The sequence below is a fragment of the Macrococcoides caseolyticum genome, from assembly GCF_002902665.1.
Taxonomy (GTDB): Bacteria; Bacillota; Bacilli; order Staphylococcales; family Staphylococcaceae; genus Macrococcoides; species Macrococcoides caseolyticum.
In genome coordinates, this window is record NZ_PPRM01000002.1 from 1 (window position 1) to 14993 (window position 14993).

17 protein-coding genes are annotated in these 14993 nt (G+C 36.4%); 10 read left to right on the top strand and 7 right to left on the bottom strand.

The annotated features are described in order from the left end of the window. Positions 1 to 109: 109 nt before the first annotated feature. Positions 110 to 544, bottom strand: a complete 435-nt coding sequence (locus tag CD152_RS00305; protein WP_101141431.1) for a MarR family winged helix-turn-helix transcriptional regulator — start codon at positions 542 to 544, stop codon at positions 110 to 112. Positions 545 to 684: 140 nt separating this feature from the next. On the opposite strand from CD152_RS00305, the gene CD152_RS00310 reads away from it, so the two are divergent. From CD152_RS00310 to CD152_RS00320, 3 genes are all read left to right on the top strand, one after another. After that, positions 685 to 1299: a GNAT family N-acetyltransferase gene (locus CD152_RS00310; RefSeq protein ID WP_103214195.1), complete on the top strand. Its 615-nt coding sequence runs from the start codon at positions 685 to 687 to the stop codon at positions 1297 to 1299. Between the two features lie 122 nt (positions 1300 to 1421). Next, entirely contained in the window at positions 1422 to 2381 is a 960-nt protein-coding gene (locus tag CD152_RS00315) for an LCP family glycopolymer transferase (protein ID WP_015912303.1), read from the top strand. A 52-nt stretch (positions 2382 to 2433) separates the two neighbouring features. After that, positions 2434 to 2928, top strand: coding sequence for a universal stress protein (locus CD152_RS00320; RefSeq protein ID WP_101141434.1), 495 nt, complete (start codon positions 2434 to 2436; stop codon positions 2926 to 2928). Positions 2929 to 2965: 37 nt separating this feature from the next. Here the strand turns inward: CD152_RS00320 and CD152_RS00325 are convergent, their stop codons facing one another. Then, entirely contained in the window at positions 2966 to 4015 is a 1050-nt protein-coding gene (locus CD152_RS00325; protein ID WP_103214196.1) for a 2,3-butanediol dehydrogenase, read from the bottom strand. 320 nt (positions 4016 to 4335) lie between these two features. Here CD152_RS00325 and CD152_RS00330 point away from each other — a divergent pair, with 320 nt between their 5' ends. Next, positions 4336 to 5601, top strand: a complete 1266-nt coding sequence (locus tag CD152_RS00330) for an MFS transporter (protein ID WP_101141437.1) — start codon at positions 4336 to 4338, stop codon at positions 5599 to 5601. Positions 5602 to 5647: 46 nt separating this feature from the next. Here the strand turns inward: CD152_RS00330 and CD152_RS00335 are convergent, their stop codons facing one another. Next, positions 5648 to 6328 carry a hypothetical protein gene (locus CD152_RS00335; RefSeq protein ID WP_101141439.1) on the bottom strand — a complete coding sequence of 227 codons (681 nt, stop codon included), beginning with the start codon at positions 6326 to 6328 and terminating at the stop codon, positions 5648 to 5650. Between the two features lie 118 nt (positions 6329 to 6446). Between CD152_RS00335 and CD152_RS00340 the strand changes: the two genes are divergently transcribed. From CD152_RS00340 to deoB, 5 genes are all read left to right on the top strand, one after another. After that, positions 6447 to 6899 (top strand): Dps family protein, encoded by a 453-nt coding sequence (locus CD152_RS00340; RefSeq protein WP_101141440.1) that lies wholly within the window; start codon positions 6447 to 6449, stop codon positions 6897 to 6899. Positions 6900 to 6982: 83 nt separating this feature from the next. Then, positions 6983 to 7912 (top strand): sugar-binding transcriptional regulator, encoded by a 930-nt coding sequence (locus CD152_RS00345; RefSeq protein WP_165980804.1) that lies wholly within the window; start codon positions 6983 to 6985, stop codon positions 7910 to 7912. Between the two features lie 80 nt (positions 7913 to 7992). Then, positions 7993 to 8655: a deoxyribose-phosphate aldolase gene (gene deoC, locus CD152_RS00350; RefSeq protein ID WP_103214197.1), complete on the top strand. Its 663-nt coding sequence runs from the start codon at positions 7993 to 7995 to the stop codon at positions 8653 to 8655. Positions 8656 to 8709: 54 nt separating this feature from the next. Then, positions 8710 to 10011, top strand: a complete 1302-nt coding sequence (locus CD152_RS00355) for a pyrimidine-nucleoside phosphorylase (RefSeq protein ID WP_015912294.1) — start codon at positions 8710 to 8712, stop codon at positions 10009 to 10011. Between the two features lie 10 nt (positions 10012 to 10021). Beyond that, positions 10022 to 11194, top strand: coding sequence for a phosphopentomutase (gene deoB, locus CD152_RS00360; RefSeq protein WP_015912293.1), 1173 nt, complete (start codon positions 10022 to 10024; stop codon positions 11192 to 11194). A 50-nt stretch (positions 11195 to 11244) separates the two neighbouring features. Here the strand turns inward: deoB and CD152_RS00365 are convergent, their stop codons facing one another. After that, positions 11245 to 11520: a hypothetical protein gene (locus tag CD152_RS00365; protein ID WP_101141447.1), complete on the bottom strand. Its 276-nt coding sequence runs from the start codon at positions 11518 to 11520 to the stop codon at positions 11245 to 11247. Between the two features lie 161 nt (positions 11521 to 11681). Between CD152_RS00365 and CD152_RS00370 the strand changes: the two genes are divergently transcribed. After that, the gene (locus CD152_RS00370) at positions 11682 to 12245 is read left to right on the top strand and encodes a hypothetical protein (RefSeq protein ID WP_103214198.1); all 564 of its coding nucleotides are present in this window, start codon (positions 11682 to 11684) and stop codon (positions 12243 to 12245) included. A gap of 44 nt (positions 12246 to 12289) precedes the next feature. Here CD152_RS00370 and CD152_RS00375 read toward each other — a convergent pair whose 3' ends face one another. From CD152_RS00375 to CD152_RS12095, 3 genes are read right to left on the bottom strand one after another with little or no spacing between them, the layout of a single operon-like run. Beyond that, a complete protein-coding gene (locus CD152_RS00375) occupies positions 12290 to 12775 on the bottom strand; it encodes an S-ribosylhomocysteine lyase (RefSeq protein WP_103214199.1) in 486 nt (161 codons plus the stop codon). A gap of 11 nt (positions 12776 to 12786) precedes the next feature. Next, a complete protein-coding gene (locus tag CD152_RS00380; RefSeq protein ID WP_103214200.1) occupies positions 12787 to 13932 on the bottom strand; it encodes a bifunctional cystathionine gamma-lyase/homocysteine desulfhydrase in 1146 nt (381 codons plus the stop codon). A gap of 3 nt (positions 13933 to 13935) precedes the next feature. Next, a complete protein-coding gene (locus CD152_RS12095) occupies positions 13936 to 14868 on the bottom strand; it encodes a PLP-dependent cysteine synthase family protein (RefSeq protein ID WP_232237521.1) in 933 nt (310 codons plus the stop codon). Positions 14869 to 14993 lie beyond the last annotated feature (125 nt).

Consider the following 14993-nt stretch of genomic DNA (forward strand, 5'->3'; position numbering starts at 1 on the left):
TCATAGAAAAAACACCTCCGTATAAATTCATTTTAATATGAATTCAACGAAAGTGTTTTTATTTTAATCCCACATCATGGGGTTAGCGCATTGAAGTGCACCCAGTTTTTTAGTTAATCGTATCAGTATATTGATGGAAAGCTTTTCTGTATTTATCAAGAAGGATAAATAGGGTTTCGCCGTCCTCTTTTGTGAAAGTATTTTCTTCACTATCATAAATACGTTGTTGATGCTCCATGACTAGTTTGACGATTTCACAACCACTATCTGTAATTTTCACACATACTTTACGTTCATCATCTTTACGGCGTTCTTTCACGACAAGCCCTAAATCCCTAAGTTTCTTAGTCTTTTTGCTTGCAGAATCCATCTTATATTGAATATCATCTTGTATGGCTGTCACTGAGCTATTACTATCTTTATATACTTTGTATAAAATAAGAAATTCAGCAAATGTAATCCCGAATCGTTTTAAAAGTATAGCATTTAAAACATGCTCAACTTGGCTTGCTGTTTTAAATATTGACTGTTCTAATTTTATCATTTTAACTCCCTTTTTTTTTGACGTATATTAAAATTATGACTGATTGAGACGATAGAACGAAATAATTACGGTCAATGTATAATATTTTGTATGATATCTATGTAATATGCAAGTAAAATTTAACTTAAAAGGAGAATGAAATGGAAATAAAATTCGCTAATAATACTAATATTAAAGCTATACTGAATGTTCAAAAAGCTGCTATAAAGGAAATTGGCAATAAAGATATGCTTGTAACTTTATCTGAAGAAGAGATTGCTCAAAACGTGGATGATGGTGTGTTATGTGTTTGTCAGATTGACGAAAGGATTGTAGCATTTCGTTCAATGCATATACCAGTAGACGATTATCTAGGAAAATATATAGCACTTGATCCATCTGATAGAGATCAGCTTATCTATTCTGATATTACAGTTGTACACCCAGATTATCGTGGAAGAGGGTTGCAGAAAATATTGGGAGAATGGTTATTTCAAGCAATCGATGATAAATTTAAGATAATAATGGCTACAGTACATCCGGACAATATCGCGAGCATCAAAGATAAGTTTCATCATGGCATGAAGATTGTAGCGCTGGATAACGTGTATAATGATAAAATTCGCTATATCTTTGCGTTATTCCGTGATAGGGATTGCATATATGAAGAAGAAGTTGCTGTGGAAATGACTGATGATATGGAAATCAGACGCTTACTAAGTGAGGGATATAAAGGAATCCAGTTAAGAGAAAATTTACTTATTTTTACTAAATAAATTTTGTGTAATCAAAATTTTATTAGTATACTTTTAAGTGCATACGAAAACGAATAAGTCATACTTAAGCCTTATGAATATTGGCTTGTATTTGTGTATTATTAATTAAAAGAGGTGGATTTATGGAAAAAAGAAGAAAAAGAAGAAAGAGAAGACTAGGATGTCTTTCAATATTTTTAATCGTATTTGTACTCATGTTATTAATAGCTGCATGGTTTGTAGGGGGGTCATATTTTAAGGTAAAACAAACGGCAGAGCATATTCAGCACAAAATAGACGGCCGAGACAAGTCAGAACTGCGTAGTGACAAAGTAGACATCAGTAATAAGGATGCAATCAGTGTTGCATTATTCGGGGTTGATTCAAATCAGCAAAGACTTGCAACTGGGGATGCTGGGCGTAGTGACTCGATTATTCTGATGAGCATTAATCCAAAGACGAACAAATCACAAATGGTAAGTATCCCTCGTGATACATACAGTGAGATGGTAGGTAAAGGAACGAATGAGAAAATCGCACATGCATACGCATACGGTGGGGCAAAGATGGCGGTAGCATCTGTAGAGAGATTAATGAATGTTCCTATTGATTATTATGCGACGATTAATATGGATGGTATGCATGAAATGGTAGATAAAGTCGGTGGTATCAATGTTGTCAGCAATTCTACTTTCAGTTATGATGGATTCAACTTCGTAAAAGGACAGGAAATTCATCTAGATGGTGATGGAGCTATGGCATTTATTAGAAGTCGTAAACAAGAAGGTGCTGGAGGTGACTTCGGTCGTCAAGAAAGACAGCAACTTGTGATTCAGGCTTTAGCAACAAAAGTATTAAGTGTAGATTCTGTAACGAAATTAGATTCTTTATTGAAGAGTATCGAAGGAAATGTTGTAACTGATTTATCATTTGATGATTTAAAAGGATTAGCCACTGGTTATAATGGCGCAGTTCGCAATGTGAAGAAAGTTCAGCTTCAAGGAGATGGTGCGATATTAGAGGATGGACTTTGGTATTTTATTCCGAATGAAAGTCTTAAATCAGATGTTCGCGAACAATATATGAAGAATCTAGGATTATAAAACACTTCGATGTTACAATAAGTATAAGAAAATATGATTCGGAGGGAATACTATGAAATATAATACAATATTAATCCCGTTAGATGGTTCTAAGGTCAGTGAGTATGCGTTTGAAAAAGGTATTGACGTGGCCGTAAGGAATGATGCGAAACTTGTGCTTACACATATTGTGGATATTAGAACTTATGCTAACATTGATGCCAAAGGTGGATCACTTGCTGAGAAGGCTGATGTCTATGCACGAGAATTGCTAGAAGGCTACAAAGCAATTGCATTAGACCGAGGTGTGAAGGAAATTGAGATTGTTATAGCTCATGGTGCAGCTAAAAATATTATTCCGAAACACATTGCAGTAGATTACGATGCAGATTTAATAATGTGCGGCTCAAGTGGCTACAATGCTTTTGAGCGTTTCGTTATAGGGAGTGTGTCTGAAGCGATTGTTAGATATGCAAAGTGTGACGTACTTGTGGTCAGAACAGAACAAGTACCTGAAGACTATGAACTAAACGATTATACAAAGGATTTTAGAGAAAAGTTAATATAAAAAGTGCTGAGACACCTTGTCTCAGCACTTTTTATTTTTAGTCTTCGCCGTTAAGCTTAACTAAGATTTTAACTTGGGATTTATCGTTTGTTAATTTTTCAAATCCATGTTCTACGATATCATCAAGCTCAATTTCCCCGGTAATAGTGCTCTCTGTATCAATTTGACCACTGCCCATTAAATCAATTGTTTGTTGATAAGATGCTCTTGAATAAGCGATTGTTGAGGTAATTTTCACACCAGTGTTAGTCAATTGTAACGGTGGCCAGCTAATGTCACCAGCAAAAATAGAAACGATTACCATTGTACCACGAGGACGTGTAGCATCGATCGCTTGTACAAATGTAGGTGTTACACCGGCTACTTCAAATGAGCGATCTACTCCACCTGGAACGATTTCTTTGATTGCTTTTACCGCATCTACCTCACCTGAGTTAATGATATGCGTTGCGCCACATTCCTTTGCTTTTTCTAGACGTTCTTTAGAAAGATCGAGTACAATAATTTTACTTGCACCAGCTGCACGAGCTGCAAGGGTTATATAGATACCGATAGGACCTGCACCAAAGATAGCCACAGTATCTCCGAACTCTAAGCCGCTTTCTTTAACAGCTTGAACCCCCACCGCTAATGGCTCGATAGTTGCTGCTACACGTAAAGATAATGAATCTGGTAAATGATAAAGATTAGTTTCTGGTACATTAACTAAGTCAGTAAAACCTCCATCTGTATGTAGACCGAGGAAGCTGAAACCGTCATAAACATCTAATTCGTCTGTATTTTTACCATATGTCACAGTTGGATTTACTGAAACACGATCGCCAACTTTGAAATCTTTAACATCTTTGCCTACTTCAACAACTATGCCTGAAAACTCATGACCCATAATTAAAGGTGCCTTACCCCCAGTAAGGTCATCCTCTTTGTCTACGGGAATGAATACTGGTCCTTCTTGATACTCATGTAAGTCACTACCGCAAATTCCAGCATATCCGACTTTGACGCGCACCTCATTATCACGCATTTCACGGATTTCTCTGTCTTCAACTCGAATGTCTTTTTTACCATGCCATACTGCTGCTTTCATGTAATGATCCCTCCAGATATTTATTTACAATATTAGTATACAACTTTGATACTAAATTCACAAACTATATATTCTAGAAAAAGTATGTGAATTTTTAAGATGTAATTTTTCGTGAAAAATACTTTGTAATAAAGCTGATATATATTAGAAACTTTCTTTCAAAACAATGTTTTTTGCTATTTTTCCTCATTGTTATATAACAAATATCTAATTTTTAATCTAAAATTTCACAAAGGCATTGTAATCGATTTCATGATATGTTATTTTTAATCTAGTCAATTGGTCATAGGATGACTATACAAATTAATGAGGTGAATTAAATGAGTCAAAAAGCTACTAAAGTAAGGTGGATGTTTGCACTAATATTCTTCCTTATTGGTGTTATTGCATATATGGATAGAGCCAATATCTCATATATCGCACAACCCATGATGGAAGATCTGAATATGAATAAGACGCAGTTTGGTATGTTAGCTTCAGTATTTGCAGCAGGTTATGCATTAATGCAGGTGCCGGCAGGTATCATGGCTGAGAAGTTCGGCCCTAAGAAGATGTTAACATTTGCACTTGTTTGGTGGAGTGCCTTTACAATTCTGACTGGGGTTATCAAAAATCATGGATTACTATACACGATGCGTTTCTTGTTTGGTATAGGTGAAGGACCAATGTATCCTTCGAATGCAGTATTTAATACATACTGGTTTGCTAAAAGTGAAAAAGGTCGTGCGTCAAGTGCATTGTTAGCAGGATCATACTTCGGTCCTGTTATTGCACCGTTTGTAACAATTGCTATTTATCAAGCCTTCGGTTGGGAAGCAGTATTCTTTATTTTCGGTGTGATTGGTATCGTTATTGCTGCAATCTGGGCAATCATCGCTAAAGACTTACCAGAGCATCATAAGATGGTTAATGAAGCAGAAAAAGCATATATTATCGAAAATCGTGACGTTGTTCAAACGGATAAAAAATCCGCGCCTTGGGGAATATTCTTCAAGCGCTTCAGTTTCTTCGCGATTGCTGGACAATACTTTGTTGTTCAATTTGTCATTACTTTATTCTTAATTTGGTTACCGACATATTTACAAGAGGAATATCACGTCGTATTAAAGGATATGAAGTTCTTGGCAGCTGCGCCTTGGTTAATGATGTTTATATTAATTATGGCTGGGGGGACGATTTCAGATGCGATTATATCTAGAGGCTACTCACGCTTTAGAGCACGTGCGTTAATTGCAATCTTTGGATTTATCGTATTTGCAGTTTCATTATTCTTATCTGTTCAAACAAATGATATGATGATGAACTTAATTTACTTATCATTATGTCTTGGTGGTGTCGGTCTATCGATGGGAATGAGCTGGGCTTCAGCAACGGACCTTGGCCGAAACTTCTCTGGAACTGTATCAGGATGGATGAACTTATGGGGTAACGTGGGTGCTTTCTTAAGTCCAATGCTTGGTGGATATCTTGTACAGCATTATGGATGGGATACAACTTTCTATTTGATGATTATTCCAGCTGTTCTCGCAATTGTACTATGGTTCTTTGTTAAGCCTGACCAACCATTAATAGTAGAAGGAAAATAAGAGTTAATAAATAGCAGCTATCCTTGAATGGATAACTGCTATTTTTTTAAATCAATTTTCTTACCGTTACTTGATACATAATATTAATTGCAATTGCACATCCGGCAATAACACTTAATGCAAAATGTTGTGGAATACCAGTTGAATATCCATAAATTGTGATAAGTAACATTGCAGCAGGTAACGTGATATTTGTCAGTTTAAATGCGTTATAAAGACCAGTAAATATTGTAATCATTTCCTCTTTGTTTAAGGAGTCGATGAGTTTATCATCAAAGTCTGATTCGAAGTTTTCTGGAAGGTTACGTTCTGGATAAAGTTTGTTAATCATACTATAACCATAATAGCGCATTGCAATTGCAATAATAAGTGTTACGATACTGATAATCCCTAAATAAAAAGGTGCATGGTTTAAACTGATTAACATAATTGAGCCAAGTGCAAAATAAAAAGAAATGATTAAGAATATATTCATTTCTGAGAATTTTTTGAAGCTTGCACGATCTTGTTCATAATGTTCGAGTGATGGATCATTATCAACTTTATAGGCAAGTTTGCTGAAGATATAAGCTAGTACAGCAGCAAATAATGCGCAAATGCATAAAAGTATAATAAAAGGGGTAGAAGTAAGTATACCTATTAGTGGTACTTTCCAATAATCAATTGTGAACAAGATGAAAAAGACAATAACTGCTATGATGGTCGGCAATATGTATTTTTTTAGCATGATGTCCTCCTTTTTTAATTAGTATACCCAAATAAATTAAAATAAGACATAATGCTTTATTAATTATAATAATTATAATATAATAATTAATATAAATAATGTAAGGGAGAGATTTATAATGGAAAAAAAATCAAATGATAACAAAGTAGTAACAGCTTTAAACCAGCAAGTAGCAAACTGGACAGTATTATATACTAAAATTCATAATTATCACTGGTATGTTAAAGGTCCTCACTTCTTTAGCTTACATATGAAATTTGAAGAATTTTATAATGAAGCTAGTACATATATCGATGAATTAGCTGAACGTATTTTAGCAATTCAAGGGCATCCGATTGCGACATTGAAAGAATCGCTTGAATTATCTGTAGTTAAAGAAGCGAAGAAAGATCTAGCGGCTGAGGATATGGTTAAAGATTTATCGAAAGACTTCGATAAGATCATTAAACAATTAGAAGAAGGTAAAGCAGCAGCCGAAGAAGCAGGAGATGAGATGACGGCAGATATGTTCTTAGGTATGATTACTAACCTTGAGAAACATAATTGGATGCTTAAATCATTCTTGAAATAATATATTAAATTTGTACACTCCAATTAGTTTGGAGTGTATTTTTTTGTGTTTTTATATAGAATTGAGAAGTAGAGGTGAAGAGAATGGAAGATAAGATGAAGCAATGTATAAAGATTGCAAAGATGTATTATGAGGAAAATCTTGGACAAAAAGAAATTGCGAATGAGCTGGATATATCAAGACCTACTGTATCAAGGCAATTGAACCATGCTAGAGATATGGGCATTGTTGAAATCATCATTCATGATCCGTATGAGAAAAGTGATGAATTAGCACATTTAATTCGGGAGAAATATGGTCTGAAGGAAGTGATCATTAAAGACGTAACAAATGATCGTAATGAAACAGTGATAAAAGCAATAGCTGAAAGTGCAGCGGAATATTTATCTCGAACTGTGAAGAATAATGATATTGTAGGTATCAGTTGGGGAAAGACGATGTTTCGCGTTGCTGAACTTATGCAACCATTGAATTTAAATGGTGTAGAAACGATCCAGCTTAAAGGTGGAATTTCATATTCTGATGTTGTGACTAATTCACATGAAACATTGTCTTTGTTTGCGCGTAGCTTTAATTCCATTCCGAGAGACTTACCGGTTCCAGTCATATTTGATAATAAGGAAGTAAAGAGGCTGGTTAGTGCAGATCGTCATATTAAAAGTATATTAAAGATGGCACCGAAATGTAATGTTGCCATTTATACAACAGGGACAGTTAGAGATGAGGCGTTACTTTTTAAGCTTGGTTTTTTCTCTGAAGATGAAGTAAAACGATTGAAAAAGAGCGCTGTAGGCGATATTTGTTCGAGATTCTATGCGAAAGATGGTAAGATAGCAGACAGATGGGTAGATGATCGTACAATGGGCGTTACGCTCGATACGTTGCGTAAAATACCAACGAGTATACTTGTTGCTGGAGGAAACCATAAAGTTGAAGCAATACGTGGTGCATTAAATGGAAATATTCCTAATGTGCTCATTACAGATAGTATTACAGCTAGGAAATTACTTTAATTTGAACATAAGTTCATTTATAATTTTTACTTTTGTTCAGTATCTGATATAATAGAATTGAAATTAAAGGAGGATGAATCATGAACTTAGCAAAGTATATTGATCATACAGCATTAAAGCCTGAAACGACGAAAGCGCAGATAGCTCAATTAGCACAGGAAGCACGCGAATATGAATTTATGAGTGTATGCGTCAACCCTGCACACGTAAAGTATGCAAAATCTTTATTAGAAGGAACAGATGTATTAGTATGTACAGTTATCGGCTTCCCATTAGGTGCGAATACACCTGCTGTAAAAGCGTTTGAGACGAAAGATGCGATTGCAGATGGTGCTGGTGAAGTTGATATGGTTATCAACATAGGCGCGCTTAAAGATAAGAACTATGATTTAGTAGCTGAAGATATTAAAGCGGTAGTTGATGCTGCAGGAGATGTTACGACGAAGGTAATCATCGAAACAGCTTTATTAACAGATGAAGAGAAAGTAAAAGCATGTGAAATTGCACAAGCACAAGGCGCAGATTTCGTGAAGACATCTACTGGTTTTTCAACGGGTGGAGCAACGAAAGAAGATGTCGCATTAATGCGCAAAACGGTTGGTCCGGATATGGGTGTGAAAGCTTCAGGTGGCGTGCGTTCTTATGAAGACGTTATGACGATGATTGAAGCAGGCGCAACACGTATTGGTGCAAGTGCGGGTGTACAAATTTTAAAAGGTGAAGAAGTTAAAGGGGATTATTAATTCCCTTTCCCTTATAGATTTTAAGAAAGCGTTTACAAAAAGGAGGAAATAATAATGAGAATGGTAGACATTATTGCAAAGAAACGAGATGGACACGCGCTTACGAAAGAAGAAATTGAGTTCTTCATCAAAGGCTATACGAATGGTGAAATTCCAGATTATCAAGCATCAAGTTTAGCGATGGCGATTTTCTTCCAGGATATGAACGATGAAGAGCGTGCGCACTTAACGATGGCAATGGTTGAAAGTGGCGATCAAATCGACTTATCAGCTATTGAAGGGATTAAAGTTGATAAACACTCAACAGGCGGTGTAGGTGATACGACAACTTTAGTACTTGGACCTTTAGTTGCTGCGCTTGATATTCCAGTTGCGAAGATGAGTGGTCGTGGACTGGGACATACAGGTGGTACGATCGATAAACTGGAAGCGGTGGAAGGTTTCCATGTAGAAATTTCGGAAGATGATTTCATGAAACTTGTAAACGAAGATAAACTTGCAGTTATCGGACAGACAGGCAACTTAACACCTGCAGATAAGAAACTTTATGCATTACGTGATGTTACAGGAACAGTAAATAGTATTCCACTTATTGCATCAAGTATTATGAGTAAGAAGATTGCAGCTGGTGCAGATGCGATTGTACTTGATGTTAAGACAGGTGCGGGCGCATTTATGAAAACAGATAAAGATGCAGAAATGTTAGCAACTGCGATGGTTAAAATCGGTAATAATGTTGGACGTAATACGATGGCGATTATTTCTGATATGAGTCAGCCGTTAGGATATGCGATTGGTAATGCGCTTGAAGTGAAAGAAGCAATTGAAACTTTACGTGGAGAAGGTCCTGAAGATTTAACAGAACTGGTTTTAACACTAGGTAGCCAGATGGTCGTGCTTGCAGGTAAAGCAAACACACTTGAAGATGCACGTGGACAGTTACAAGAAGTAATTAACAACGGTAAAGCACTGGATAAATTTAAAACATTCCTTCAAAATCAAGGCGGAGATTCATCAGTAGTTGATGATGTAACGAAGTTGCCACAAGCGAAATATGTCATTGAAGTACCGGCGAAACGCACAGGTGTAGTAAGTAAAATTGTTGCTGATGAATTAGGCATTGCTTCTATGCTACTTGGAGCAGGCCGTGCGACGAAAGAAGATACGATTGATCTTGCAGTAGGACTGATGTTACGCAAGAAAGTCGGCGACAAAGTTGAAGAAGGCGAATCACTTGTAACAATTTATGCAAACCGTGATAATGTAGAGGATGTAATGAATAAAATTTATGACAATATTGAAATCTCTGACCACGCAGAAGCGCCAGTGTTAATTCATAAAGTCATAACTGAATAGGAGAGATATCATGACATTTAAAAGAGTACATCTCATTGTAATGGATTCTGTTGGGATTGGTGAGGCACCAGACGCAGAGAAATTTGGTGATGCTGGGAGCCATACTTTAAAACATACGTTGGAAGGATTTGAAGGCAAACTACCGAATTTAGAAAAGTTAGGATTAGGGAATATCGCACCACTTCCGGTCGTAAATAAAGTCGACAAACCAGAAGCATACTATACGAAATTATCGGAAGCATCTGTCGGAAAAGATACGATGACAGGTCATTGGGAGATAATGGGGCTGAATATCGATCAGCCATTCAAAGTATATCCGGATGGCTTCCCTGAAGAACTTGTTACAGCTATTGAAGAAATGACAGGGCGAAAAGTCGTAGCTAATAAACCAGCATCAGGAACAGCGATTATTGATGAGTGGGGCGCGCACCAGATGGAAACAGGTGACTTAATCGTCTATACTTCAGCTGACCCAGTACTGCAAATTGCAGCGCATGAAGAGATTATTCCGCTTGAAGAACTCTATGAAATTTGTGAGAAAGTTCGCGAATATACGAAAGACCCGAAATATTTAATTGGACGTATTATCGCAAGACCATATGTAGGTGAACCAGGGAATTTCACTAGAACATCAAATCGTCATGACTATGCATTAAAACCATTTGGACGTACAGTGATGAATGAACTTCAAGATGCTGGGCGTGATGTTATCGCAATCGGTAAGATTAATGATATCTATGATGGTGAAGGTGTAACGAAATCCATCCGAACAAAAGATAATATGGATGGTATGGATAAATTATTAGAAGTTGTGAAGTCTGACTTTGATGGACTAAGCTTCCTGAACTTAGTAGACTTTGATGCATTGTATGGACATCGTCGTGATAAAGAAGGTTATATGAATGCAATTAAAGCATTTGATGATAGGCTGGGTGAATTATTAGAAGCATTAAGAGAAGATGATTTACTTATTATTACGGCAGACCATGGTAACGACCCTACAATGCCGGGAACAGATCATACAAGAGAATATGTGCCGTTACTCATGTATAGTAAACAGTTTGATAGTGGTCGTGAATTAGAATCACATACTACATTCGCTTCAATTGGTGCGACGATTGCAGATAATTTTGGTGTTGAATTGCCAGAGTTTGGTAAGAGTTATTTGGAAGAATTGAAGTAAGAATTAGAAGATGGAAAAGGAGTAGGTATCTCAGATACCTACTCCTTTTATTATTGAACCACCTGTCTTTCGATAGCGCGTAGTGTGTAAAAGAAATCTAAAATTTCTTCGTGATTAGGAAGATGATTGCAATAGCATAATTCGATATAACTGATTGCTAGTGATAGCTTTTCTGGTAGTTGATATTTCTGTTTAAGTTGTTTATTGAAATTTTTATATTGATTCAGATGCTTATAAGCGTGATCATTATATTTATTATATAATTCAATTGCGTCTTCAAGTCCATATGAGAGTATCAAATTTATACGTTCTTTCTCCGTAAACATATTATCATCTCCAATTATGACTATAATACCCATTATTTATTGAGGCAATATTAATTTAACGTAAAATAACATTAGTATGAAGGTGTAAAAATTTACATTTGTTATGCATTACATAAGTGATATGGGGTATAAGAATAAAAAGCATAAAGGAGCTAGTATATATGAAATATAAACAAACAATTGGTGCTGTTGTTTTTGTTGCAGCAAGCAGTGCGCTCTATTATTTTTTAACGAAGGGTCAAGATACTATGGATAAGAAACAAAGTAAGAATATTGAGCTGATTAAACCTGAACCTATACCTGCTGATGTAGCAGATAAAGTTTTTATGATGCCGCATTTTATGATAAAGAATCTAGTCGCGACGCATAATGAACATGGGATTTCATTTAGATTAGATTATAAAATTGACCGAATACTATATAATTATTTAATGCATAATACGCCACACTATCGCTTTAGATTTACATTACCAAATAAGCTGAAGCCTTTATTTGAAGGGAATGGAACAGAGAAGGTTTTAGGTGAACTTGTTTATGGAACAGGAGAAAAATTAGACTATAGCGTAACATTTAATTTTAAGAAGAACGATGATATTTCTCATGATAAGATAGATGAGATTAATGAAACAACTGGTCCATATCACTTAGATATTGTAGATGAACAGCTTAAAGTTTTAAATGAATATGATGATGTATATGCAGCTACAAATTTAATAAGATTTTAAAAAGAAGTGTCGATATTTAGAATCGACACTTCTTTGTTTATGAATTAAGCTTGTGGTTCTTTTCCAGGCTGATAAATGACATGCCAGCTGTCTTTTTTAGATAACATTTCCTGTGCGATTGCTTTTGCACCTTCTAAAGAATGACTCGCTGCCCATCCACATTGAACTTCATTACAAGCAGGAACTTCATCAGCTGCTAATACGTCATTTAAAGTCTTTTCTAATATCGTTAATACGTCTTCGTAATTATCATGGTTGATAAGTGAAACGTAGAAGCCAGTCTGACATCCCATAGGAGAGATGTCTACCACTTTATCTGTATGATTGCGGATGTTTTCAGCCATCAGATGTTCTAAAGAATGAAGTGCAGGCATCTCCATATGTTCTTTATTCGGTTGTTTAAAACGGATATCGTATTTATGAATAACATCACCATTGATACCTTCTTTGATACCAGCTAATCGTACAAATGGTGCATCTACGATTGTGTGGTCTAAGTTGAAACTTTCAACGTTCATTTTTTTAGTCATAAGTGTCACTCCTAGTTTAATTGTTTAAATGCTTGTTCTAAGTCTGCGATTAAATCTTCACTATCTTCAATACCCACAGAGATTCGAACTAAACCGTCAGTGATACCAAGTTCCAGGCGGCGTTCTCTAGGGATTGAAGCATGAGTCATCTGGCTAGGCACAGAAATTAAACTTTCTACTGCACCCAATGATTCTGCTAAAGTGAAATATTTCGTTGATTTTACTAAGTTTTCGGCATTTTCTTTAGATCCTACATCAAATGATATCATTCCGCCGTAACCTTTGCTTTGTGATTCGTGAATTTTCTTGTTACCTTCATCAAGTAATGAAGGATGGAAGATGTTTGTTACGACATTTTGTTTTTTGAGAAATTCGATAATTTTTAATGTTGTTTGTTCGGTTTGTTCCATTCGAATTGCAAGCGTCTTAATACCACGCACGAGTAAGAAACTATCTTGAGGTCCAAGTACACCACCTACTGAATTCTGAATAAAACCAACTGCTTCAGAAAGCTCAGGTGTACGAGTAACAACAAGTCCGGCAACAACGTCACTGTGTCCACCAATATATTTCGTTGCTGAATGTAACACGATATCTGCACCAAGTTCAAGCGGATTCTGGAAGTAAGGTGTCATAAATGTGTTGTCTACAACAGAAATTAAGTTGTGTGCTTTAGAAATTTCGACCATTTTACGAATATCCGTTACATTAAGTAATGGATTCGTAGGGGTTTCAATATAAAGCATCTTAGTATTCTCGCTGATTGCCGCTTCAACCGCTTCAATATCGGTTGTGTCAACGAATGTTGATTTAATACCGATGCGTTCGAAGACTTTTGTGAATACACGATAAGTTCCGCCGTATACATCGCTACCAACAACAATATGGTCACCAGCATTGAGTAACATGATTACAGAAGATATTGCAGCCATACCAGAACCAAATGCAAAGCCAGCATCACCTGATTCCAGGTCTCTGATTAGTGATTCTAATGCTGTACGTGTTGGATTTGCGGAACGAGAATATTCATAGCCTTGACGCATATTCCCGATGCCATCTTGTTTGTACGTGCTTGTTTGGTAAATTGGAGGATTCACAGCTCCAGTGTATTCATCTATTGTATTTCCTCCATGGATCATCATTGTTTTCTTTTGCATAATCTATTCTCCTTTAATATCAAATATTTGTTGTGATAAGTATCGCTCTGCTGCATCAGGGAATATTACGACGATATTGCTATCAGTCATATTTTCTTGGGTTTTAAGTGCGGCATGTAGCGCGGCCCCGCTTGAAGAACCGACAAGCAGGCCTTCTTTTTGTGCCAGTTCTGAGACACGTGTAAAGGCATCGATATCAGAAATTGTTTCAACGGCATCGATTAAATCTTTTTCTAAGAATACGGGCCACTTTTCAACACCGATGCCTTCTGTGCGATGACTACCAGATTCTCCACCATTTAATATCGAACCTTCAGGCTCTACGATAACGCGATGACTCTCTTTGAAATGTTTTGCAAGACCGGTGAACGTACCGCCACTGCCTGCACCAGCAACGATTACATCAACCTTGCCAGCATCTCTTTTTATCTCCTCTGCCAGCTTATCATAGCTTGAAGGGTTATCTGCTGATTCAAATTGATTTGTATAGAATGCGCCGGTTTCTTGAGCGAATTTCAGCGCTGCTTCACGTGCAAAGAGCATTCCTTTCTCTGTAGGGGTGTTTACGATTTCAGCCCCTAATGCACGCATGATACTTTGCTTTTCAGTACTAAATTTCTCGGGCACATAGACGCGTAAATTTAGCCCATGTTGCTGACAGATGAGTGCAAGACCAATACCTGTATTACCAGCTGTAGCTTCAACAACTGTACCGTTTTGAATATCGCCACGAAGTAAAGCCTGTTCTAAAATGTTGACACCCAGTCTGTCTTTTACAGAGCCGCCCAGATTATAGAACTCAAGTTTTGCAAATAGACGGTTTCCTTTATTCAGTGGAAAATGCTTAAGTTCCACTAGCGGTGTATTACCGATTAAATCAGCAGGAGTTTTTATTTTTTTTTTAGTTAATATTTGAAGATGAGCGAAACGATTCATTTGAGTGGACTGATAATCAAATCCCAAGTCGTTGGCAATCTCTTTCATTGTCTCCTTTAATGGATAATATTCTCTTTCCAGATCTTCAACAAGATTATGATAACCTCGTGCGTCATAATGTGATT